22 protein-coding genes are annotated in these 23,068 nt (G+C 61.0%); 2 read left to right on the forward strand and 20 right to left on the reverse strand.

The features are described 5' to 3' along the window. Positions 1-86: 86 nt before the first annotated feature. The 4 genes from pstB to pstS all read right to left on the reverse strand — a co-directional run bounded on the left by pstB (position 87) and on the right by pstS (position 4,189). The gene (pstB, locus tag E4U03_RS03340) at positions 87-866 is read right to left on the reverse strand and encodes a phosphate ABC transporter ATP-binding protein PstB (protein WP_135011575.1); all 780 of its coding nucleotides are present in this window, start codon (positions 864-866) and stop codon (positions 87-89) included. A 64-nt stretch (positions 867-930) separates the two neighbouring features. Beyond that, on the reverse strand, positions 931-2,028 hold the full coding sequence (gene pstA, locus E4U03_RS03345) for a phosphate ABC transporter permease PstA (RefSeq protein ID WP_135011576.1): 1,098 nt from the start codon (positions 2,026-2,028) through the stop codon (positions 931-933). Beyond that, positions 2,028-2,996: a phosphate ABC transporter permease subunit PstC gene (gene pstC / locus E4U03_RS03350; protein ID WP_135011577.1), complete on the reverse strand. Its 969-nt coding sequence runs from the start codon at positions 2,994-2,996 to the stop codon at positions 2,028-2,030. The genes pstA and pstC overlap by 1 nt, the downstream gene beginning before the upstream one ends. Before the next feature lie 83 nt (positions 2,997-3,079). After that, positions 3,080-4,189, reverse strand: a complete 1,110-nt coding sequence (gene pstS / locus E4U03_RS03355; RefSeq protein ID WP_135011578.1) for a phosphate ABC transporter substrate-binding protein PstS — start codon at positions 4,187-4,189, stop codon at positions 3,080-3,082. 217 nt (positions 4,190-4,406) lie between these two features. On the opposite strand from pstS, the gene E4U03_RS03360 reads away from it, so the two are divergent. Next, positions 4,407-5,885 (forward strand): FUSC family protein, encoded by a 1,479-nt coding sequence (locus E4U03_RS03360; protein WP_135011579.1) that lies wholly within the window; start codon positions 4,407-4,409, stop codon positions 5,883-5,885. Here the strand turns inward: E4U03_RS03360 and radA are convergent. From radA to E4U03_RS03375, 3 genes are all read right to left on the reverse strand, one after another. Beyond that, positions 5,882-7,285 carry a DNA repair protein RadA gene (gene radA, locus E4U03_RS03365; protein WP_135011580.1) on the reverse strand — a complete coding sequence of 468 codons (1,404 nt, stop codon included), beginning with the start codon at positions 7,283-7,285 and terminating at the stop codon, positions 5,882-5,884. The two genes, E4U03_RS03360 and radA, sit on opposite strands and share 4 nt — an antisense overlap. Positions 7,286-7,349: 64 nt before the next feature. Further along, complete coding sequence (disA, locus tag E4U03_RS03370) at positions 7,350-8,417, reverse strand: DNA integrity scanning diadenylate cyclase DisA (protein WP_135011581.1); 1,068 nt, start codon at positions 8,415-8,417, stop codon at positions 7,350-7,352. A gap of 95 nt (positions 8,418-8,512) precedes the next feature. Then, complete coding sequence (locus E4U03_RS03375) at positions 8,513-9,241, reverse strand: hypothetical protein (RefSeq protein WP_135011582.1); 729 nt, start codon at positions 9,239-9,241, stop codon at positions 8,513-8,515. 86 nt (positions 9,242-9,327) lie between these two features. Here E4U03_RS03375 and E4U03_RS03380 point away from each other — a divergent pair, with 86 nt between their 5' ends. Beyond that, complete coding sequence (locus tag E4U03_RS03380) at positions 9,328-10,293, forward strand: A/G-specific adenine glycosylase (protein WP_135011583.1); 966 nt, start codon at positions 9,328-9,330, stop codon at positions 10,291-10,293. Between the two features lie 7 nt (positions 10,294-10,300). On the opposite strand, the gene E4U03_RS03385 is transcribed toward E4U03_RS03380, so the two are convergent. The 13 genes from E4U03_RS03385 to folB all read right to left on the reverse strand — a co-directional run bounded on the left by E4U03_RS03385 (position 10,301) and on the right by folB (position 22,870). After that, positions 10,301-10,534: a hypothetical protein gene (locus E4U03_RS03385; protein ID WP_135011584.1), complete on the reverse strand. Its 234-nt coding sequence runs from the start codon at positions 10,532-10,534 to the stop codon at positions 10,301-10,303. 436 nt (positions 10,535-10,970) lie between these two features. Further along, positions 10,971-11,477, reverse strand: coding sequence for an amino-acid N-acetyltransferase (locus tag E4U03_RS03390; protein ID WP_135011585.1), 507 nt, complete (start codon positions 11,475-11,477; stop codon positions 10,971-10,973). A gap of 418 nt (positions 11,478-11,895) precedes the next feature. Next, positions 11,896-14,514, reverse strand: coding sequence for an ATP-dependent Clp protease ATP-binding subunit (locus E4U03_RS03395; protein WP_135011586.1), 2,619 nt, complete (start codon positions 14,512-14,514; stop codon positions 11,896-11,898). Positions 14,515-14,839: 325 nt separating this feature from the next. Continuing rightward, positions 14,840-15,184, reverse strand: a complete 345-nt coding sequence (locus E4U03_RS03400; RefSeq protein WP_135011587.1) for a histone-like nucleoid-structuring protein Lsr2 — start codon at positions 15,182-15,184, stop codon at positions 14,840-14,842. A gap of 201 nt (positions 15,185-15,385) precedes the next feature. Then, the gene (locus tag E4U03_RS03405) at positions 15,386-15,583 is read right to left on the reverse strand and encodes a hypothetical protein (protein WP_135011588.1); all 198 of its coding nucleotides are present in this window, start codon (positions 15,581-15,583) and stop codon (positions 15,386-15,388) included. Between the two features lie 109 nt (positions 15,584-15,692). Continuing rightward, positions 15,693-17,150 carry a lysine--tRNA ligase gene (gene lysS / locus E4U03_RS03410; protein WP_135011618.1) on the reverse strand — a complete coding sequence of 486 codons (1,458 nt, stop codon included), beginning with the start codon at positions 17,148-17,150 and terminating at the stop codon, positions 15,693-15,695. Between the two features lie 97 nt (positions 17,151-17,247). After that, the gene (panC, locus tag E4U03_RS03415; protein ID WP_135011619.1) at positions 17,248-18,117 is read right to left on the reverse strand and encodes a pantoate--beta-alanine ligase; all 870 of its coding nucleotides are present in this window, start codon (positions 18,115-18,117) and stop codon (positions 17,248-17,250) included. 90 nt (positions 18,118-18,207) lie between these two features. Further along, positions 18,208-19,110 carry a Rossmann-like and DUF2520 domain-containing protein gene (locus E4U03_RS03420; RefSeq protein WP_135011589.1) on the reverse strand — a complete coding sequence of 301 codons (903 nt, stop codon included), beginning with the start codon at positions 19,108-19,110 and terminating at the stop codon, positions 18,208-18,210. 61 nt (positions 19,111-19,171) lie between these two features. Beyond that, entirely contained in the window at positions 19,172-20,797 is a 1,626-nt protein-coding gene (locus tag E4U03_RS03425; RefSeq protein WP_135011590.1) for a PH domain-containing protein, read from the reverse strand. Next, positions 20,798-21,355, reverse strand: a complete 558-nt coding sequence (locus tag E4U03_RS03430; protein WP_135011591.1) for a PH domain-containing protein — start codon at positions 21,353-21,355, stop codon at positions 20,798-20,800. 84 nt (positions 21,356-21,439) lie between these two features. Then, positions 21,440-21,967, reverse strand: coding sequence for a DUF3180 domain-containing protein (locus tag E4U03_RS03435; protein WP_167752257.1), 528 nt, complete (start codon positions 21,965-21,967; stop codon positions 21,440-21,442). Continuing rightward, positions 21,964-22,470, reverse strand: a complete 507-nt coding sequence (gene folK / locus E4U03_RS03440) for a 2-amino-4-hydroxy-6-hydroxymethyldihydropteridine diphosphokinase (RefSeq protein WP_135011593.1) — start codon at positions 22,468-22,470, stop codon at positions 21,964-21,966. Before folK ends, E4U03_RS03435 begins: the two co-directional genes overlap by 4 nt. Beyond that, positions 22,460-22,870 carry a dihydroneopterin aldolase gene (gene folB / locus E4U03_RS03445; protein WP_135011594.1) on the reverse strand — a complete coding sequence of 137 codons (411 nt, stop codon included), beginning with the start codon at positions 22,868-22,870 and terminating at the stop codon, positions 22,460-22,462. Before folB ends, folK begins: the two co-directional genes overlap by 11 nt. Positions 22,871-23,068: the final 198 nt, after the last annotated feature.

Consider the following 23,068-nt stretch of genomic DNA (forward strand, 5'->3'; position numbering starts at 1 on the left):
CCCATGGTGTTCCCTCCCCCGCATAGCTACGGGGTGAGGGAGTTTTGTATGCCCGCTTAGAGCGGGCGGCTAGCGGGGCGCTAGGCTTAGCCGAAGCGACCTGAGACGTAGTCTTCGGTGGCCTTCTGGCTGGGGTTGTTGAAGATTTCCTGGGTGGGGGCGTACTCGATGAGCTTGCCGGGCTTGCCGGTGCCCGCAATGTTGAAGAAGGCGGTCTTGTCTGAGACGCGGGCTGCCTGCTGCATATTGTGGGTCACGATGACGACGGTGAAGTTTTCCTTAAGCTCGTTGATGAGGTCTTCAACGGCCAGGGTTGAGATGGGGTCGAGGGCGGAGCAGGGCTCGTCCATGAGAATCACATCGGGCTTGACTGCGATGGAGCGGGCGATGCACAGGCGCTGCTGCTGACCGCCGGAGAGGCCGGAGCCGGGCTTATCGAGACGGTCCTTGACCTCATTCCAGAGGTTGGCGCCGCGCAGGGAGGATTCGACCAGCTCGTCTGCGTCGGTCTTGGAGATCTTGCGGTTGTTGAGCTTGACGCCCGCCAGCACGTTCTCGCGGATGGACATGGTGGGGAAAGGGTTGGGGCGCTGGAAGACCATACCGATCTGGGAGCGGACGACCACGGGGTCAACGCCCTTGCCGTAGAGGTTTTCGCCGTCGAGTAGCACCTTACCTTCAACGCGGGCACCGGGGATAACCTCGTGCATGCGGTTGAGGGTGCGTAGGAAGGTTGACTTGCCGCAGCCTGAGGGCCCGATGAAGGCGGTGACGGTGCGGGGTTCGATTTCCATGGAGATGTCTTCTACCGCGAGGAAGTCGCCGTAGTACACGTTCAGGTTTTCAACGTCGATGCGCTTTGACATGGAGTTTTCCTTTTTCTAAAAGTCTTGGAGCCGGTGGGCGCGCTAGGCTGGTGCGCTGCTGGGTTTATCGGCCGGTCTTGGGAGCGAAGATCTTGGCGATGGCTCGGGCGATGAGATTGAGTACCATCACGATGATAATCAGGATCAGCGCGGCAGCCCAGGCGCGGGTCTCTGAGACCGAGGCGGCGGTGGGGCTGGTGGGCGTCATGATCTGGTAGTAGATGTAGGTGGGCAGGGTTGCCATCCAGCCGCTGAAGGCGCTCCAGTTGATGGAGGTGACGAAGCCTGCGGTCACCAGGATGGGGGCGGTTTCGCCGATGACGCGGGCGATAGCCAGGGTCACGCCCGATGCGATGCCCGAGATAGCGGTGGGGATAACCACCTTCATGATGGTGCGCCACTTACGGACGCCCAGGGCGTAGGAGGCCTCGCGCAGTTCGTTGGGCACGATACGCAGCATCTCTTCGGCGTTACGCACCACGGTGGGGATCATGAGGACGGACAGGGCGACCGCTGCCACCAGGCCCATGCGGTTCATGGGGTTGCCCGATACCAGGGCGAAGAAGGAGGCTGCGAAGAGACCCGCCACGATGGAAGGGATGCCGGTCATGACGTCCACGAAGAAGGTGATGGCTTTGGAGAGCCACTTGCCCTGGCCGTATTCCACCAGGTAGATGGCGGTGAGCAGGCCGATGGGTACCGAGATGACGGTGGCCAGCAGGGTAATTTCGAGGGTGCCGATGATGGCGTGGTAGATACCGCCGAGCACGGGGCCTTCGCCTGAGGCGGCGGCGTTATCGTGTACGCCGGTGACGCCCTTCATGGAGGTGCTCAGGAAGTTACCTGACAGGCCGGGGATGCCCTTGGCGAGTACGGTGTAGAGCACCGAGACCAGGGGGATGAGGGCGATGAGGAAGGTGCCGTAGACCAGGTAGCGGGCGAAGGCGTCCTGGCCCTTGCGCTTGCCTTCGAAAGAGGTGACGGCCAGGGGTCCGGCAATCACGAAGATAGTACCTGCAAAGAGGGCGAAGGTTGCGATGGAGAAGCCGGTGAGGGCACTGGCGGCGGCGCCCAGAATCAGGGAGCCTGCGCCGACGGCCAGGGGCAGCCATTTGGGGGCTTGGCGGCTGGCGAAGCGGGATGAGGTGGTAGCTACAGACATTAGTTAGCTCCTGAGAAGTCCTTGTAGCGGGCCACGATCATGCGGGCCAGGATGTTGACGATGAGGGTGATGACAAAGAGCACCAGACCTGCGGCGATAAGCTCTGACATGCGCAGACCGTAGGCCTCGGGGAAATTGAGGGCGATCTCTGAGGCGAAGGTCTGGTTGCCGGACTTGATGATGGAGGCGGTCAGCGGGCCGGATGCCAGCACCAGGGTCACTGCCATAGTTTCACCGAGGGCGCGGCCCAGGGCCAGCATGACGGAGGAAATGATGCCGGTGCGGGCGAAGGGGAAGACGGTCATGCGAATCATCTCCCAGCGAGTGGCACCCAGGCCCAGGGCTGCTTCTTCCTGCAGGGTGGGGGTCTGGATGAAGATTTCGCGGCACATGGAGGTGATGATGGGCAGAATCATGATGCCCAGGACGATGCCCGCGGTCAGAATGGTCTTACCGGTCTGTGAGGCGGGGCCATCGAAAATAGGGATAAAGCCCAGATAGGTGGCGAGCCAGTCGTAGAAGGGTACAATCTTGGGGGCCAGTACCGAAGCGCCCCAGGCACCGAAGATAACGGAGGGGATAGCGGCTAGCAGGTCGATGACGTAGCCGATGCCCTTAGCCAGCTTGCGGGGGGCGTAGTGGGAGATGAACAGAGCCACGCCGATGCCGATGGGGGTTGCCAGGAGCAGGGCAATGGTCGAGGCGATGAGGGTGCCGATGATCAGCGGAATGATGTACTGAATGAAGCTGCCGCTGGTGAGGTCTGCGGGGTCTGCGGTGAAAACCGGCAGGGCCTGGGCGACCAGGAAGATAGCGACAGCTGCCAGGACGATAAGAATAAGGACGCCGGCGCCGAGGGAGATACCCGAGAAGATTTTATCTGCCGCCGGGTTGCCGACCTCGGGAAGGTCCTTGGCTTTCACGCGGGCACTGCTGGTACCCGGCTGCGGTGCTGCTGTGGTTGACATGGGAATGTGAAACCTTTGTCGTTTTGACGCGGTTCAAGGTGCGACCGGGTGGGAAACCTGGCCGCACCTTGATGAACGCGGTGTTACTGGGTAACGGTGATGGATTCGATAGCTTTCTGGGCGTCAGCGGTCAGTGCGCTGGTCAGGGGAGCTGAGTGAGCTGCGTCAGCGGCGTCTTTCTGGCCCTGCTCGGAGACTACGTAGTTCTCGTAGGCCTTGACCAGGGTGACGTCGTCTTCTGAGGAGTAGCCGGAGCAGACGATGTGGTAGGAGACCAGAACAACGGGGTAGGCGGTAGAGTCATCGGGGGTGCGGTTGATGTTGATTGCCATGTCGTTCTCGTTCATGCCGCCGACGCGCTCTGAGAGTTCAACGGTCTTGGCAGCGGCATCTGCTGAGAGTTCAACGTAGGAGTCGCCAACCTTGACGTTGACCTTGCCCAGGTCGCCGATGGCTGAGGCGTCAGCGTAGGTGATAGCGCCCTCGGTGGATGAGGTGGTGGAGACAACGCCAGAGGTACCCTTGTTGGATTCACCGGCGTACTGGGAGGGCCAGTTGCCGTCTGCTTCTACATCCCAGGCGCCGTTAGAGGCGGCAGCCAGGTATTCGGTGAAGTTCTGGGTGGTGCCGGAGTCATCTGAGCGGTGGACGACGGTGATCTTGGTGTCGGGCAGGGTGACGCCTTCGTTCTGTGAGGCGATAGCTGCATCGTTCCAGGTGGTGATTTCGCCCTTGAAGATCTTGGCGATGGTTTCGCCGTCCAGGTTCAGTGATGAGACGCCGGGCAGATTGAAAGCTACGGCTACGGGGGAGATGTAGACGGGGATGTTGATGGCGCCGCCGTCACCGCAGACTGCCTTTGATTCTTCCCACTCGGTGGTCTTCAGGGGACGGTCTGAGCCTGCGAACTTGGCGCCGCCAGCGAGCAGGGCCTCGCGGCCTGCACCGGAGCCGTCCGGTGAGTACTGTACGGTGCCGCCCAGGTTAGCGAAACCGGTTTCCCAGGCGGTGATTGCGGCCTGCTGGGATGAGGCGCCGACGCCGGTCAGGGGGGTGGAGGGCAGGGAAGCTGCGCTGGAGCCTGCGTCTGATGAGGTGGCGGTGCCGGTTGCGTTGTCTGAACCGCAAGCGGTGAATGCGAGTGCGCCTACAGCTGCAAGTGAGCCCCAACGAGCAAGTGACTTAGCCTTCACAGGTGATTTCCTTTGAGTTTGTGTGCCCTACCCTGTCTCGTGTGAGAACTGTGTGAGACAGTGAGTAGGAAGGGAACGGTGTCTAACGCATCTGACTTTAGGGGCGTTAGGTAGCAGGTGGGCTAGCAGTGGGTGAACGGTGAGTGAACAGGTGGCGCACAGTTAGGGTTAAGGACGCCGGCGGTCGGGTTGAGGCCGCGGGTTTAGAATGGTGGGTATGGGTTTTGGTCAGCAGGTTGAGAGTTTAAAGAAGCGGGCGCAGGAGCATATCCGTTTGGGTTGGCTCCGTATGAAGGATGGCTTTTTCCAGTCTCTTCAGATTGTGGTCTCGGGCATCGGGGCCTATCTTTTTGCGGAGAAGGTGCTGGGGCATACCGAACCGATTTTTGCGGCGACCGCTGCCATTGTTTCTCTGGGCTATATCACTGGCGCTACCCACGCCCGCCGCATCCTTGAGGTGTCGTTTGGCGTGACCCTGGGTATTTTGATGGGCGACATGATGATGCTGGCCCTGGGGCGGGGCATCTGGCAGGCGGGTCTGGTCATGTTCCTGTCGATTATGCTGGCCCGTTTTTTGGATGACGGTATTCTTTTTACGATTCAGATGGGCCTGCAGTCCTGCCTGGTGGTCTTGCTCCCGCCGAATATTGACGGGCCTTTTGCCCGAAGTCTAGACGGTATTGTCGGTGGCCTGTGCGCTTTCTTGCTCATGTTTCTCTTCCCTAAAGACCCGCGCCGTACCCCGCGTGAGAACGCTAAAACCATGATGGGTTCTTTTGCTGCGGTCTTCCGCGATGCAGGTGAGGCCATGGAGCACTACGACGGCAAGGAGGCCTGGCATGCCCTGGCGTCTGCCCGTCGCCTACAGCCGCTTTATAACACCTGTGAGAAGGACATTATTACTTCAAAGGGTATGGCCCAGCTGGCCTGGACGGGCCGGTCTCATATGAAGGAGCTCGACCGTTACTCACAGACCCTGGGCAAGATTGACTACGCTATCCGCAACACCCGGGTACTCAACCGTCGACTCGCTTCAACCATCAATAACGTGCAGATTTCGCAAGAAGCTATCACCTCTATCGCTGAGGCGCTCAAAAGCATTGGTGACGCGGTGGAGGTGCTGGGTGAGGGCATGTCTGCCCCCGAGGCGGCCGTCCGTACCGAGCGGAAGATGAAGGCCCGCCGTGATCTCTCGCAGCTGGCTGGCCGCCTGGAGCCGCACATGATGGGTGTGCGCACCATGGAGGCTGAGGCCCTGGTACTGATGCTCCGCCCCCTGGTGGTCGACCTTTTGGAGGCTTCGGGGCTGACCCACCAGCAGGCAGTCGATATGCTGGTGTCCCTGGGGGATTCCATGACGGAGCACGCCCCCACCACGATGCTCCCGGTGCAGGCAGATACGGACGCCGGTAGTCAGCAGGGTTCCCGTCGGCAGCGGGTGGAGCAGAAGCACCGGGACGATACCCGTCAGCTCACCACGGTTCTTCGGGCAAAAGACCGCGCCCCCATTCGGGAGATTCGCGAAGCTTCGGTACGTGATCCCCGCAGTATGCCTGCCGTACCGCCTGCGGGAACCGGGGCGAACGCGTCCGCCCAGATGCTCGACAGCGCCGCTAGAGTTGAGAAGCAGCAGGCCCTGAATACAGCCCAGCTAACCGTGATCGAGCAGAACCTCAAGAAGGAGAAGGGCAACTAGCCCTGGCCGGGGAAGAGCAGGGCCAGGGCCTCCCCCAGTGAGGCAACCTCGCGTACCGACACCCCGGCGGGTACATCACCTACACCAGCAGGTGAAGCAGGCACAATCACGTGGGTAAAGCCCAGTCGCCCGACCTCGGCGATACGCTGGCGGATGCCGGGAACAGCTCGTACCTCACCCGCTAAACCGACTTCGCCAAAGACCGCCAGCTTGCGGGGCAGGGGCTTATCTTGGGCGGCGGAGGCCAGGGCGATGACGCAGGCCAGGTCGGCGGACGGCTCAGAAATCTTAGCCCCACCCACGGTTGAGATATAGCAGTCTAGCTTGCCCACGTTGAACCCGGCACGTTTCTGTAGCACAGCTAAAAGCATAGAGATACGGGAGCTGTCGAGGCCGCTGGTGGTTCTTCGGGGCTGCGGAGTGGCGCTGGTGTCGAGCAGGGCCTGCACCTCGGCGAGCAGGGGGCGGCGGCCCTCCATGGTGACGGTGACGCAGGTGCCCGAGACTGGGTGCGGGGTGCGGGAGACAAAGAGGCCCGAGGGGTCGGTGACGGGGGCGATGCCGTCCTCGTGCATATCGAAACAGCCCACCTCGTCGGTGGGGCCAAAGCGGTTCTTGATAGCCCGCAGCATACGAATAGGGGTGTGCTTATCGCCCTCGAACTGGCAGACCACATCGACCAGGTGTTCCAGCAGGCGGGGGCCAGCGATAGTGCCCTCCTTGGTCACGTGGCCCACTAACAGGGTGCACATATTGCGGCGTTTAGCGGCGGCAATCAGCGAGGCGGCAACCTCTCGCACCTGGGTGACGCCACCGGCGCTCCCTTCGACCTCAGATGAGGCCAGGGTTTGTACAGAGTCCACAATCAGCAGGTCGGGGTTAACCTGTTCGATATGGGCCAGGGCGGTGCCGAGATCTGTTTCGCTGGTCAGGTAGAGGGTATCGGCTAGGGCCCCGATGCGGTCGGCGCGGAGCTTGACCTGGGCGGCTGATTCTTCGCCGGTTACGTAGAGGACGTTGTGGGGCTTTCCCGTTGACTCACCGCGGGCAAAGGTAGCGGCCACGTCGAGTAGCAGGGTGGACTTACCGACGCCGGGTTCACCGGCCATAAGGATAACGGCTCCCGGCACCAGACCACCGCCTAAGACACGGTCGAACTCCGGGTTGCAGGTGCTCATGTACTGAGCCACGGTGGAATCAACCCGCCCAATGGGCTGGGCGGGGGTCTGCACGCTCGATGCCACGGTGGTTTTCGCGGCAACCGGCCCGACGGCTTCTTCTACGGTGCCCCAGGACTGGCATTCGCCGCAACGCCCCACCCATTTAGCGGTGGTCCAACCACATTCGGTGCAGCGGTAGGCGTTAGCGGAGCGTGAGCGGGTTGTTTTACGGGTAGCCATATCAACAGCATAAGGCCGGTGGCTGACACTTTAAGCACGGCCAGCTACCGCCAGCAGCTAAAGCCTACATAAATCTCTCTAAGAGCGAGCTTTCGGCCATGCGAGAGAGGGATTCTCGAATTACGCGGGCGCGCTGTTCACCGATACCCTCAACGGCCCGCAGGTCATCGAGGCTGGCGGCCATGAGCGACTGTAGGCCGTCAAAGCGGTCGACCAGGCGGTCAGCAACCGCCCCGGGCATGGACTTAATACCGGCCAGCAGGCGGTGGCCGTGGGGGTGCAGGGGGGCGTCTAACTCTTCACCCAGCCCTGCGGTGCGGGCGATGGTCAGGGGGTCAACGATTTCCTTATCGTCAAGCTGAGCCAAAGCGTCCACAGCAGCCTGGAGGTCTTCGGGGCTGGTGTCTGCGGGCAGGTAATCGCGCAAGACGACCCAGGTGGCGGGCAGGTCGTGGGTAGTCAGTTCTTCAAGCTGCAGAGCAACCAGGCGGCCCACGTTGCCCAACTCCACCACGTAGTGGCCCGCCTCTACGGTAATTCTGCGAACCATTTCCATACGCTGTAGGGTGCTGGCTACATCGCGCAGGGTTACGTTGGCTTCGATTTCGAGGGAGGACAGCTGGTGGAGCACCTGTTCAAGGCGTTCGGTGTAGCTATCGAGGGTGCGGATAGCCTGGTTGGCGCGGCTCATGAGCGACTGGGTGTCTTCAACCGTGTAGCGGATTCCCTCGGTATAGACCGAGATCAGGGACATAGATGCGCTCACCGCGATGACGGGGAAGCCGGTTTGTTTTGCCACGCGTTCTGCGGTGCGGTGGCGGGTACCCGACTCATTGGTGTCGATGGACGGGTCGGGCAGCAGCTGCACCCCGGCTGCCAGCAGGGTGGAAGCGTCCTTGTCGCAAACAATCGCGCCGTCCATCTTGGCGAGTTCCCGCACACGGGTGGCAGAGAATTCGGTGTTGATAGCAAACCCGCCCGATGACATCTGCGCTACGGTCCTATCGCTGCCCAGCACGATTAGCGCACCGGTGCGGCCGCGCAAGATTCGTTCCAGCCCCTCGCGGAGTTCGGTACCGGGGGCGATTTGGGCGATTGTTTTCAGCAGAGATTCACTATAAACCGTTAGCACTCCACCAATTTTAGTGCACAGCGGGGCTAGAAACGGCACCGCCCCGGCACGCGCAGGGCTGGCCGGGGCGGTAGCGGTCTGTGGGGCTAGTGGTCTTATCCGGTGACGATGATACGGACGGGCTGTGAGGTCACGCCGTTGACGGTTGCGGTTGCCCAGTAGTAGCCGGGCTGGATGGTTGCTGCGGTGTTGCAGCCCAGGACGTTGAGGGCGCGGTTCCAGGTCAGGGCGGTGGTGTTGGTGGCACCGGCGGCAACTTCGGCGTCGGCTACGGGGTCGGCGTAGCACTGGGCGTAGTTGTAGACCTGGGCGGGGCCGGAGGTGATGTTAACGTCTACGTTGTTAACGCCGCCGGTCACGATGCAGGGGTTACCCGAGGTGTTGGTGTAGGTAACAGCCAGGGCGGGGTTCTGGCCTGCTGCGTAGCTGTTGCGGTCGGCGGTCAGGCTTACCTGCAGGTCGGCTGCGGTGCAGGCTGCTACCACGGCCTCGGTGGGTGAGGCGGACGCAGTGGGTTCAGCTGATTCACTTGCTTCGGCTGACGCTGATTCGCTGACGCTTACGGAGGCACTGGGGTCAGCACTTTCTGAGGGGGTCGCTGATTCGGTGGCGCGCTGGCTAAAGTCGCTGAAGGCTTCGGCGCTGGTTGAGGTGCTTGCGGTGGCGGTTGCGTTATCGGAGCTATTACCGCGGCCTGCTAACCAGCTGATAAGGCCGATAATGAGGAGCAGGACGAGGACCAGGATTAGGACGGCAACAATGCGGCGGCGGCGGTAGACCTCGGGTGAGACCTCTTCCACCTGTGAATCAACGTTTTCAGACATACATCTAGAGTACCTTTTTCTATGCCACCTGCGGAACTTTTGCGCTGTATTAGCTCTCGTAAAGGCCGGTGTTTTAGAGTGTTGGGGTGTCTTTTACTTTGCCGCTGAGCCAGCTGACTCCCCAGGAACTTGAGAACCTGCACACCGAGATTAACGGGTGGTATTTAGAGAACCGCCGTGACCTGCCCTGGCGCACCGGGAGCAATACTCCCTGGGAGGTGATGGTCAGCGAGTTTATGCTGCAGCAGACTCCGGTTAAGCGGGTCTTGCCGGTCTGGGAGACCTGGTTAGAGCGCTGGCCCTCCCCCGCTGATTTGGCGGCTGAGGATTCGGGCGAGGCCGTGCGGGCCTGGGGACGCCTGGGCTACCCCCGCCGGGCGCTTCGCCTGCACGCTGCGGCTCAGGCTATTGTTCAGCAGCACGATGGCCAGGTGCCGGGTAGTTACGAGGAGCTTTTGGCCTTACCCGGGGTGGGCTCATATACCGCGGCAGCTATATCTGTGTTTGCGTTTGGTGCAAGGGCCACGGTGATTGATACCAATATCCGTCGGGTTCACGCCCGCCTTATCTTGGGCAAGGCACTACCAGCTAAGGCGCTTACAGCTGCCGAAACCCGCTTAGCCGATGAGCTAATGCCCGCTGACCTGGCAGCGTCCTGCCTGTGGAATGTCTCGGTCATGGAGCTGGGAGCGCTCATCTGCACCGCTAAATCCCCGAGCTGCGAGCGCTGCCCGGTGGTGGATTCCTGTGCCTGGGTTACGGCAGGACGCCCCGAGGCCGACTATGTGCCTAAGGGCCAGGCCTGGGCCGGTACCGACCGCCAGCTGCGGGGTGCCATGATGGGCGTGCTGCGCGCCGCCCAGGAGCCGGTGCCGGCCCAGCTGCTGACCAGTGTAGGGCGGGCAGATATTGTTGTTCCCGAGGGCCTTGTTCCTGCTGTTGCGAAGCTGCGAGCACTCACTCCCCCGCCGGAGCAGATTGAGCGCTGCTTCTCGGGGCTCCTAGCGGACGGCCTCGCCCGGCAGGTTGAGGGCGATAGGGTCAGTCTTTAACCGAAGCTCACGGTCGTTGCACTGCCCAGAAAATCGCTACGAAGGGAATAACCACTCCGGCAATGAAGGAGAAGAAGTAGCCTCGCTTGAAGACCCCGTGCTGGCGGGGGTAGCGCACCCCGTGGGCATAAACACCAGCGGCTAGCACCAGCCACAGGGCTAGGGGCTGATTCACGAGCAAAAGCAGGAGCAGGGCCAGAGGGTAAACCCAGGTCGCAAAGAGGCCAGGTGCTGTCTGCAAAAAGGACCGGGCGCCCGTTCTCAGCCAGAACCGTACCGGGTACCTGCTCAAGGTCTAGTTGGGGACGCACGAGAGCTCTCCTTCCGCTGTACCCTCAGCGTCGAGGGTAAAAGCCACGCATCGTTCGAAACCGTAGCTCGACAGGCCTCTACTGTTATTCACCATGCGACTAATAACCGTGCGGTATGGCTCGAGGGAATCCAGCTCATAGGCCAGTGAATAATCGGGGTTAGCAGGCGGGTCTGCGCGCATGTTAGGGCCCTCGTAGTCAACCGTGGTGGCGTCCTGCTGGTAGACGATGCCGGGTCACTTTTTCTGACGGTATGTTCCCTGCAAATCCTGACGATTCATGGTTCACACCTTTCAGAAGTTGTGAACTAGATTACCTTAAAGTCAGGCACATTCTAGACCTGTATAAGGAAAACCTCCAGCTCCTCTAGATTTCCAGAATCATCCGGGTATTTCCTAGAGTATTGGGCTTCACCCGGGCAAGGTCAAGAAACTCAGCCACACCCTCATCGTGCGACCGCAGCAGCTCCATAAAAGTCTCAGAGTCAATCTGATCCTGGTTCTCCATCACCCTAAACCCCTGGCGCTTGAAGAAATCCACCTCAAAGGTCAGGCAAAAAACACTGGCAACACCCAGCCGCCGGGCCCGCTCCACCAGAGCGGCTACCAGGGCGTGCCCCACTCCCCGACCGCGCGCAACAGGAGCTGCCGCCAGCGTCCTAATTTCAGCGATGTTCTGCCACATCACGTGCAGAGCCCCGCAGCCGAGAACCTGCCCGGCAGCGTCCTCAACAATGAGGAACTCCTGGATAGCCTCATAGTAGGCCACGGCCTCTTTATCAAGCAGAATCCCCTCAAGCGCCAAGGGGCGCACCAGGGCTTGGATAGCGGGCACATCGTGCACGGTGGCGGGGCGGACGGTCACATCTGTCATTCCTCAAGGCTACTGCCCTGCCCACCCGGGGGCCAAAGCCCCGTGAGACGCAAAGCCACTTAAACAATAAATCAGCCCCGACCGCCAACCGGCGCGGGAGCTGATTTACATCATTACACACACATACACACAAGAGTCTTCTTGTCCTAAAGTTGCCCCACACACCGGGGCTTTATCGCTTCAGGGGCTCTGTCGAACCGTATGACTTAAGTATGGCAAGCCAGCCTTGAGCGCAAGCCTTAAAGAGCTGGGCGCAAGCTGAAAGGTTGGTCAAGCTTTGGTTACATTTTTGACCGCCCATCACAAAAGCATCACAGAACCAGCCAGCGCACCACAAAACTACCCGGTGCAGTATAAAGCCGCCTGCAACGTCCTTGGTATCAGGACGCTGCAGGCGGCTTGCGCTTGCAAAGGCGGCTTAGCGCTCGTCGGCCTCGCGGGCTTCTTCGGCCTCGAAACGCTGCTCGGCAGTCTCGTTAGCTACCTCGGCTTCGGGGATTGCGGGGAGTTCCTTCTCGTCCTCGCCAAAGGCCTTGTCGAAGGCCTCGGCGTCCAGGTCACCCAGGGGAGCTGACGAGAAGGTGAACTTGGCCAGGTCGCCCTCGCCCTCAACGTCCACGGTAATCTTCTCGCCGGACTTGATCTCACCGAAGAGGATTTTCTCAGACAGCGGGTCTTCCAGGTTGCGCTGCATCTCGCGGCGCAGCGGGCGGGCACCCATGGAGGGGTCGTAGCCCTTAGCCGCCATGAGAGCCTTAGCCTTATCGGTCAGCTCAATTGACATATCCTGCTCAGCCAGGCGCTTGGCCAGGCGGGCAACGAAGAGGTCAACAATCTGCAGAATCTCAGACTCGGAGAGCTGGGGGAAGACAATGATGTCGTCCACGCGGTTGAGGAACTCGGGGCGGAAGTGCTCCTTGAGGGATTCCATCACGCGGCCCTGCATACGCTCGTAGGAGCCCTGGTCGTCGCCGACCTGCTGGAAGCCCACGGGCACACGGCGGGCCATTTCGCGGGAGCCCAGGTTGGTGGTCATGATGATGACGGTGTTCTTGAAGTCCACCACACGGCCCTGGGAGTCGGTCAGGCGGCCGTCTTCCAGAATCTGCAGCAGGGAGTTGAAGAGATCAGCGTGAGCCTTTTCGACCTCGTCAAAGAGCACAACGGAGAAGGGCTTGCGGCGGACCTTCTCGGTCAGCTGGCCGCCCTCCTCGTAACCAACATAGCCGGGAGGGGCACCGAAGAGGCGAGACACAGTGTGCTTCTCCTGGTACTCCGACATGTCCAGGGTGATGAGGGCGTCCTCGTCACCAAAGAGGAACTCAGCCAGGGCCTTAGCCAGCTCGGTCTTACCGACGCCGGTGGGTCCGGCGAAGATGAAGGAGCCGCCAGGACGCTTGGGGTCCTTGAGGCCCGCACGGGTACGGCGGATTGAACGGGAGAGAGCCTTGATAGCGTTCTCCTGGCCAATGACGCGCTTGTGCAGCTCCTCTTCCATCTTGAGCAGACGGCCGGACTCTTCCTCAGTGATCTTGTAGACCGGAACACCGGTGGAGAAGGCAAGGACGTCGGCGATAACCTCGGGGGTCACCTCACCGAAGGCGTCGCCGGCGTTGCGCCACTGCTGCTCAGCCTCTTCCTTCTCAGCAGCCAGCTTCTGCTCCTTATCGCGCAGGTCAGCTGCCTTCTCGAACTCGTTAGCCGCAATGGCTTCTTCCTTCTCGCCCTTGAGCTTGGCGATGCGCTCTTCGAGCACCTTAATTTCAGGCGGAGCAGTCATGCGCTTGATACGCAGGCGGGCACCGGCCTCGTCAATCAGGTCAACGGCCTTATCGGGCAGGAAACGATCAGAGATGTAGCGGTGGGCCAGGTTAACGGCGGTTTCCAGAGCCTCATCTGAGATGGTCACGCGGTGGTGGGCTTCGTACTTATCGCGCAGGCCCTTGAGAATCTCAACAGCCAGCTCGGGGCTGGGCTCATCGACCTGGATGGGCTGGAAACGACGTTCCAGGGCGGGGTCCTTCTCAATGTGCTTGCGGTACTCATCGAGAGTGGTTGCACCGATGGTCTGCAGCTCACCGCGGGCCAGCATGGGCTTCAGGATTAAGGCAGCGTCGATAGCGCCCTCAGCGGCACCTGCACCGACCAGGGTGTGAATCTCATCGATGAAGAGGATGATGTCGCCGCGGTTGCGGATTTCCTTCAGCACCTTCTTCATGCGCTCTTCGAAGTCACCGCGGTAGCGGGAACCGGCCACCATGGAACCCAGGTCCAGGGTGTAAAGGTGCTTGTCCTTCAAGGTTTCGGGCACATCACCGTGCACAATCGCCTGGGCCAGACCCTCAGCAACGGCGGTCTTACCCACACCGGGCTCACCAATCAGCACGGGGTTGTTCTTGGTGCGGCGAGAGAGCACCTGCATAACGCGCTCCATCTCCTTATGGCGACCAATCACGGGGTCAAGCTTGCCCTCGCGCGCCGCAGCCGTGAGGTTGCGTCCGAACTGGTCAAGAATGGCAGACCCAGCCGGGGTGCCCTCGCGGGAGTTACCCGCACCCACACCGGCGGTCTCCTTACCGCCCTCACCGTTGTTGTTGCCAGGGTAGCCAGAAATCAGGTCCATCACGGTCTGACGAACCTTAGCGGGCTCAGCGCCCAGCTTGGTCAGGATCTGGTTGCCCACACCCTCGTTGGCGCGCACCATACCCAGCAGGATGTGCTCGGTACCGATGTAGCCGTGGTTCAGCTGGATAGCCTCGCGCATCGACAGCTCAAGAACCTTCTTAGCACGCGGGGTAAAGGGAATATGACCGCTGGACGCCTGGGGGCCAGAACCGATGATATCCTGCACCTGGTCACGCACAGCAGTGAGGTTAATACCGAGCGACTCAAGAGCGCGAGCCGCAATACCCTCACCCTCGTGAATCAGACCGAGCAAAATGTGTTCGGTGCCGATGTAGTTGTGGTTCAGCATGCGTGCTTCTTCTTGAGCAAGCACGATGACGCGGCGGGCGCGGTCGGTAAACCGTTCAAACATTGAACACTCCTTGGAAACTTACTATTACCCAAAAGATTACGCGCGTTTCCGCACCTGCGGGGCCCTGTTCGCCACGGAATGAATGGTGTTCGCAGGGAGGGAAAGCTCCCGCGTCTCATGCCGCTAAGAGGGCTGGCATTGAGTCAGCTGCGTAGCTCTAAGGTTGCTCTACTTTTTGCCTAGATACACCTCTATATTTACCGACCAAAGGTGCCTGGAATTTATCTATCATTTCCTCCGTGCCTGCACTTTATAGGCTGCTTATAAGTAATGAGGCGGAACCCGCTCATCGGGTTCCGCCTCATAAAGACAAGAAGAAGATTATTTACTTGCTTTCTTTGCCCATAGCTGCGTAGTAGGCGTCCTGAATATGCTGCTGAATACGGCCGCGGTTGGAAACCTCGTGGCCATTTTCCTGGGCCCACTTACGGATTTCAGCGATTTCGGGGTTGCGCTTAGCGGTGGTGCGTGAGCCTGCGGGGCGGCCGGGAGTGCGCTGGACGCGACGGGCCTTAGCGGCGAAAGGACGGATGGCGTCGCGCAGGCGGGCAGCGTTAGCGCTAGAAAGATCGATTTCGAACTGGCCGCCGTCGAGACCGAAACGTACGGTTTCTTCTGCGGGGCCGCCGTCGAGATCGTCTTCAAGAATAATCTTGACCTTCTGAGCCATTATTTTCTCCTTGGATGAGGCTGTTTGGGGAATATGAACTCAACCGCGTTTTTGGGTAGGGAGACGTATAGGGAATATCCGCCTTCTACCCCTTTTCTGTGGGGTACGCAATCAAGTTAGTCACCCTTGATGACTAAAATAAATAGTACATATTCTTTTCTCAAAAAGGAAATAAGTCACGCTTTAGAGAACAAAAAAGTTTTATTTAGTTTCTGATGTTCCAAAAGGGTCCCGGGTTCCGTCCGCGTTTTTTACAGAGCGGTACCAGGCTTCGGCGTCCTTTTCGGTATCCTGCCGGGCGGCACGCTCTGTGCTGTCAGCGCGGTTCATCCAGCGCAAAATAAAATAAAGAACCAGGCCCGCACCAATTGAGGGAACCAGGCCAATCAGGAATTCCATCTCTTCCTTACCTTTCGTGGGTTTATGCTCCCTCCAATCTACCCCAGATAACTGGCAAAAAAGCCCGCCTGGCAGGCTACCAGGCGGGCTAGAGGGGCGTAAGGACGCTTTACTCGGCTTCGGGCTTCATGAGCGGGAAGAGGATGGTTTCGCGGATACCTACGCCGGTGAAGAGCATAATCAGGCGGTCGATACCCAGGCCCAGGCCACCCATGGGGGGAGCACCGTATTCGAGGGCGCGCAGGAAGTCGTCGTCGAGCTGCATGGCTTCGTCGTCGCCGCCTGCTGCCAGCTTGGACTGCTCGGTCAGGCGCTCACGCTGGATTACGGGGTCGATGAGCTCGGAGAAGGCTGTGCCTCGCTCCATACCGCCGATGATGAGGTCCCAGGCCTCGATGAGGTTGGCCTCGGAGCGGTGTTGGCGGGCCAGCGGCTGGGCTGAGGGCGGGTAGTCGTAGACGAAGGTGGGGTTGATGAGGGTGGGTTCAACGATTTCACCGAAGAGCTCAACAACCAGCTTCTCGGCGTCCCACTTGGGGTCAACGGGGACCTCGTGCTTCTCGGCGATAGCGCGCAGTTCTTCTGCGGTGGTGGCGGGGGTAATCTCAACGCCCACGGCCTCGGACAGGCCGGGGTAGACGCCCAGCCACTTCCATTCGCCGCTGAGGTCGATGGTACCGGCTTCGGTTTCAATCTGGTGCACGCCCACAGCGTCGGCGCAGGCCATGACGATTTCCTGCATGCGCTTGGCCATAACGAACTGGTCGGCGTAGGCCTCGTAGCATTCCAGGGTAGTGAATTCGGGGCTGTGGGTGGAGTCTACGCCCTCGTTGCGGAAGACACGGCCAATTTCGTAGACACGTTCCAGACCTCCCACCTCAGCACGCTTGAGGAAAAGCTCAGTGGCGATGCGCAGGGTCATGGGCTGGTCAAAAGCGTTCAGGTGGGTTTCGAAGGGGCGGGCTGCCGCACCACCGTGAATGAGCTGCAGGATGGGGGTTTCCAGCTCGATGTAGCCGTGGTCGTTCAGCACGTTGCGCACGGTCTGGGTAATCTTGGCGCGCTTGATGACCAGGTCGCGGGCTTCATCGCGCACCATCAGGTCGAGGTAGCGCTGGCGGACGCGGGTCTCTTCGTTCAAGTCGGAGTGCAGGTTGGGCATGGGGCGCAGGGCCTTGGATGCCATCTGCCATTCGTCCGCCATGATGGAGAGCTCGCCGCGGCGGGACGAGATAACCTCGCCCTTGACGAAGACGTGGTCGCCCAGGTCAACCAGGGCCTTCCAGTCAGCCAGGGATTCTTCGCCCACGCTGGCCAGTGAAATCATGGCCTGGATGCGGGTGCCGTTACCCTGCTGCAGGGAGGCAAAGCAGAGCTTGCCGGTGTTGCGGACGAAGACGACGCGTCCGGCCACACCAACGATGTCGCCGGTGGTCTGGTCTGCTTCGAGCTTGCCGTCGTACTTCTCACGGATTTCGGTGATGGTGTGGGTGACGGGGACGCCCACGGGGTAAGCTTCACGGCCAGATTCGAGCAGCTTGGCGCGCTTTTCGAGGCGAATCTGCATCTGCTCTGAGACGCCGTGGTCGAAGGCGGTGGTTTCGGCGGGAGTGTTGCCCTGTTCAGTCAATGATGTACCTGTTCTTAGGTTGGGTATAGAGGTCTTAGTTGATTTCCATGTTATCGATGAGGCGGGTGGAGCCTACGTAGGCTGCCACGAGCGCTAGCACACGTGCCTGTTCGCTCTGGGGGGCCTCAAAGGTGTCGGTATCGACGACTTCGAGGTAGTCCAGGCGCACTCCTTCGGTGCTGTCGATGGTGGTACGGGCCTGGGCGACGTCCTCTGCGCTCAACCTGCCGGTGATGTACTTTTCGCGCAGGGTTGCCAGGGTGCGGGAAAGCACCAGGGCCGCTTCGCGTTCTTCAGCGCTCAGGTACTGGTTGCGCGATGAGAGGGCAAGGCCGTCGTCCGCACGTACCACGGGCACAGGCTTGATGGTTACCTCGTGGTTCAAGTCCTTAACCATGCGCTGAATGAGGGCCAGCTGCTGGGCGTCCTTCTGCCCGAAGTAAGCGTTAAGGGTACCTTCCCCTACCAGGGGCTTCAGAATGTTGAAGAACTTATTGACCACGGTCAGTACGCCGTCGAAGTGGCCAGGGCGGGTCTTGCCCTCGAAGAGGGTGCCCAGCTTGCCTGAGACAACGGTGATTTTGGGGTCGCCACCGGGGTACATTTCTTCAACGGTGGGGGCGAAGATGACGTCGACGCCTGCTTCGGTCGCCAGGGCGGCGTCCGCTTCAAGAGTGCGGGGGTAGCGGTCGTAGTCTTCGTTGGGCCCGAACTGGAGGGGGTTCACGAAGATAGAGAGCACCACAACATCGTTCTGTTCGCGGGCACGGCGAATCAGGGTGGCGTGCCCGTCGTGCAGGGCGCCCATGGTGGCTACGTAGCCTACGGTGAGGGGTTTCTCTGCGGCGGGGGTTTCACCGGTGTCTCGGCGGCGGCTGGCGGTGGTGGTGAGGGCCAGGAGCATTTCGTTGCCGAGGTCGGTGATGGTGTGTGCGATAGGGGCTTGACTCGTCACGGTGGTGAGGGGTCCTTTCGTGTTTTGCGCCCTCCCAGTTTACCCGGCGAGCGCTTGAAGCACAGCATGGTAGCTCTCATCGGTGAGGGCCCCGCGGCTGTGGGCGCGTTCGGCGGTGGCGCGGGCGAGGGCCAGGTAGGCGGCCTTGATGTCGTCTGCGTTTTCTTCGAGGGCGTAGCTGGCGAGGGTTTGGGCGTGGGCGGCTACGGTGTGGGCGTCTCCGCGGGCTACGGGGCCGGTGAGGACGCTATCGCCGTTGGCGAGGGCGTTGTCGAGGGAGGCTCTCAGCAGCGGTTCGATGTAGCGGGCCGGGTTCTCGATGCCGATGGAGGCCAGGATTTGGAGGGCCTGGCCGGTGATGGTGACCAGGTGGTTGGAGCCGTGGGCGAGGGCTGCGTGGTAGAGGGGGCGGTCGCCTTCGGCGATGAGGACGGGTTCCCCGCCCATTTCGACGACCAGTGCCTGGGCGATGGGAGTGAAGGGAGCTGGGCCGGTGACGCCGAAGCTGGTGTTGGCGAGGCGGGGCAGGTCGAGGGAGAGGCCGGTGAAGGTCATGGCCGGGTGGATGGCTAGGCCGATGGCGCCCTGGGCGGTAGCCGGGGCTAGGACGCCGACGCCGTGGCGTCCTGAGGTGTGGATAAGAATTTGCCCGGGCCGCCAGCCGTCGGTTTCGGCGATACCTTTGACCAGATCGGGTAGGGCGTCGTCGGGTACGGCCAGGAGCACTACTTCGCTGGTGGTAATGATCTCGGGAATGGTGGTGACGTGGACGCCGGGGAGCAGGGCTTCGGCTCGGGTGCGGGAGGCTTCTGAGACAGCGTGGACGCCGGTAATCAGGTGCCCGGCGGCTCGGAGGGCTGCACCGAGTACGACCCCTACCTTACCTGCTGAAATCACGCCGACACCCAGGCGGGCGGGCTTAAGGTGGTTGGTGCTCTGCATGGGGCCCTTTCTATCTGCGTCATGCCTGCTTAGTTTACCGGGGCACCGTGCTGCTCATTCCCTAAGACCCTACTCCTTCTCTCTTTACCCTGGAGTTTGTCTCAGGGTGAAGAGAGAAAGAATAGGGTGATGCAGTCTCAACCCCCATCTGGGCCAGGCGGACAGTCAGGGCGCGGGCGACCTCGGCGTCCGCATTATGCACGGAGGTGGAGAGGGTTCCCCCGGCGACCCGCAAGGAGAGGTGGGCCAGCCCGGCCCTCTTCTGCAGGGGCCCCTGGGCCAGCTCAAAACTCTGCACCTTACGGTGGGGCACAAAGGCCAGACGGCGCACCCAGCGGCCCGATCGGACCAAGAGAAGCAGAGGGGTTACCGCAAAACCGTTGCGGCGGTAGGTGAGCGGGTCAAACCAGCGGGCAGGTGCCGGGGATACCGTAAAGCCCTGATCGGTGCCGTTTCCCGCCAGGCCAGCTGAGAGCTGGTCGGGTGATACTCCGCCGTCCTGCTGGGCAGGGAGTACCAGGGGCAGCACCCGCATCACGTCGTCGAGTGTGCCCACCGGCAACAGCTCCCCGGCAAATTCTCCCTGGCCGTTGCCCTTACCCAGCAGGGTGACCTCAATCCGGTACCAGCCGGTCATGCGCCACAGCAGGGGCTGCTCCACCAAAATACGCTGAATACGACCCTCGGGCAGGGTCTGGGTGGTGGTGTCGGTAAAACCGAAGCGGGTTTTCAGGCCGTCCGGGCTGGTGGAAAGCGAAAAATTGAAGCCGGTGTTAAAGCGCTTCCAGGTGCTCGAAACGATAGCCAGAATAACCGCCACGTTCGAGGCAAAAATCGTGCCCAGGGACATCTCTGCCCAGAACATCAGCCCGCCCATGCCCAAAAGGAAAAGCAGGCCCACGACCCAACCCAGGCTCAGCACCATCGACCCTAACAGCCGCGCAGCCGGCACCTTGACGATGAGCTGCTCACCGGCATCCTTAACCCCCAGAAAGTTCTCGGTGAGATGGTCGCTCAGGCGGTCTGCCATGTCGCGGTGGGCGGGCTGGTCGGCAGGAGTGGACGCCGGCGCCGGGGAGTCTGCCGCATCGGCTTTGAGGGTGCGCACCCGGGCTAGAAGCTGCTCGCGCAGGGCGCGGGCGTCGGCGTACTTGAGGAACTGCACCCGCAGGGCAGAAGAATCTCCGTCTGCCACGTCGAATTTAAGCTCTGCCAGGCCCAACAGGCGGGCCATCAGGGGGCGGTTGACGTCGATAGACTGCACGCGGTCCAGCCGGGCCTTGCGCTCGGTTTTGAAGAGCATGCCGCTCTTGATATAGACGTTGTGGTCATCGACTGCAAACCGGTAAAAGAACCAGGTTGAGAGGAAGGGCAGTAGCAAGAGGAGGAAGAAGACGGCCAGTACTCCCACGAACCAGAAGCCCCCGAAGATGCTCGTCCAGGAGAGGAAGACGGTGTCTGGCGGGCCGCTCTGCCCAAGTTCGCGCAGGTCAAGGACCTCTTCACCGGTGAAGAGGTCCTCGACCAGGTTGTTAGCGATGATGTAGACGAAAACGACGATAATCAGCCAGGCTCTCACCAAGGGTGAGAGCGGGTGGGCACGACGCCAGGTGAGGGCAGCTTCTTCGCGGGCGGTGATATCGGTGGAAACCGCCGGGGACTCTGAAGTGGGTACCTGTTCACTCATTTAGAGGCCTGCCATTCTGGCGTCCGACAGGTCGGTGAGAACCTCGCGCAGCTGGTCAGCATCGCTCTTAGTCAGGCCCGGAATGGTGATGCTGTTCGCCGCGGTTTTCACCTCGACGCTGGCCAGTGAGAGCGCATTTTCGATCGGCCCAGAGGACACATCGACGTACTGGATACGCCCGTAGGGTACGGCGGTAACTGAACGGAAGAGCAGGCCGGAGCGCTTGAGCAGGTGGTCAGCGCGTTCACTGTAGCCGATAGCCTGAACCCGGCGCTTGACCAGCATCAGCGCCCACAGCCGCCAGATAAGCGCCAGGGCAGGTAGGCCCCAGTAGGCCCAGGGCGCCCAGTTCCAGCTCCCCACCACAAACGTCATGATAAGCGGCAAGGACGCCAGCCCCAGCAGAATGAGAGACCAAACCAGAGAGGTGATGAGCTTAACCCGAACATACTTGGGCGAAACCCGCTTCCAACTGACCTCGGGCAAATCTATGCTCTGCTTGCCCAGGCCATCCAGGTCGAGCGGAGGCAGGGTAGGTGTAAATTGCGGCTCGTTCATGGTGCTCTCTCGTTACGTATGCATGTCAGGGTGTGGTCTACACCATTATGGCACGGCGGTGAGAAAGCTAAACCGAACGTTACCTTAGGACGAAGCGTCCGGCTTATTACGGGCCAGGGAGCCGATCTGCGGGCTGACCCCGCCAACTCCACCACCGGCGTCCTTATCTCCCGGAGGCACCTTGCACCAGTTCTCGGCGACAATACCGGCAACCAGCATCACCAGGCCGCCAGCGAGGGCAAGCAGGCTCTCGATGAGGGGTTGGGCGGTGGCGCGGGCGGACGCCAGCCCCACCTGGTAGACCACAATCGCTACCTGCCAGCCGCCGACCAGGGCGCCAGTGAGGGCTAGGGCCTGGGCGAAGACAGCAACCCGGGCGGCCATGAGGGGGTTCATAGAACCGGCCTTCTTACGGGTCTCGACCCGGCTATACCGGTAGACCTGCCGGGCGAAGTAGAGGGCCAGACCTGCCAAGATGAGGGCAGCGACCAGGGTGAGGGCGGGCAGGGACAGCTCAGGGCCGCCTGACTGGACGCTCAGGAGGTTGAGAACTGCCCCGCTTGCAACACCTACACCCGCTAGGAGGGCAAGGGCCCGGCTTCGCAGTTTCACGCGCAGACCACCGGTGCAGGGTGGAACTCGCGGATACCACCGGCGTCCGCTGCCTTGTCTGCCAGCTGGCGTACCGATGAGCCGAGAAGCAGGGCTGAGGGGTCCATGCGAGCCCAGGGTTCCAGCACAAAGGCGCGTTCAGCGGCGCGCGGGTGGGGCAGGGTGAGGTCGGGGTCGTCCATCTCGAGTGAGGCGATATCGATGATGTCGATGTCGAGGGTACGCGAGCCCCAGCGGACGTCGCGGGTGCGGTGGTGCTTCTGCTCAATCTGCTGGGTGTATTCCAGCAGCAGGAAGGGGCGCAGGCTGGTCTCAATCTCGACCACCATGTTGGCGTAGTCAGGCTGGCCAGCCGGGCCACCCACAGCTGCCGTGATAGCGATGGGGGAAATCTTGGTCACCGCAATTTTCTCGTGGGAACAGATATCACCAATCGCCTTGATGAGGGTATCTTCGCTATCGCCCAGGTTAGACCCCAGGGCAAGGATCGCTTTAACCGGCATGCTTCTCCCTAAAAATCGTCACCGACACGTCAGCGAAAGTCACCTCAATAGGGGCTTTGGGCTTGTGCACGGTTAGTTCAACCGCGAGCAGGGGGAACTTCTCGAGCACAGCGGACGCGATACGCTCGGCCAAGGTTTCGATGAGGTCGAGGGATTCACCGGTTACGATTTCGCGGATAACCTCAGCTACTTCGGCGTAGTTGACGGTGTGCGCGACGTTGTCGGTGGCGGCAGCCTGGGTGAAGTCCGTGAACATGGTGATATCGACGAAGAAGGGCTGCCCGGTCTGCTTCTCAGAGTCGAGCACGCCGTGGTAGCCCACGCTACCCACGCCAGTGAGCGTAATTCGGTCGGTACGGGAGTAATCTCGTTGGCCCGACGATGAGCTGTGATCGTGCATGGTCACCTTTCACCGAGTCTGGTTCACCGGTGGTAGTTCAGAGTTGAAGCGCCGGTACTTTGTAGCCATTATCCACGCCCCGGGAGCACTGCCCGGCGACCACTGTGTGTGCCCTTAAGACATATCTAAAGGCAGCCTCACCCGGACATTTGCTGGGAAAAGCGGTAGTTAAGCGGGCTTAAAGTACGACCCCTAAAG

The organism is Rothia nasimurium (assembly GCF_004569295.1).
GTDB lineage: Bacteria > Actinomycetota > Actinomycetes > Actinomycetales > Micrococcaceae > Rothia > Rothia nasimurium_B.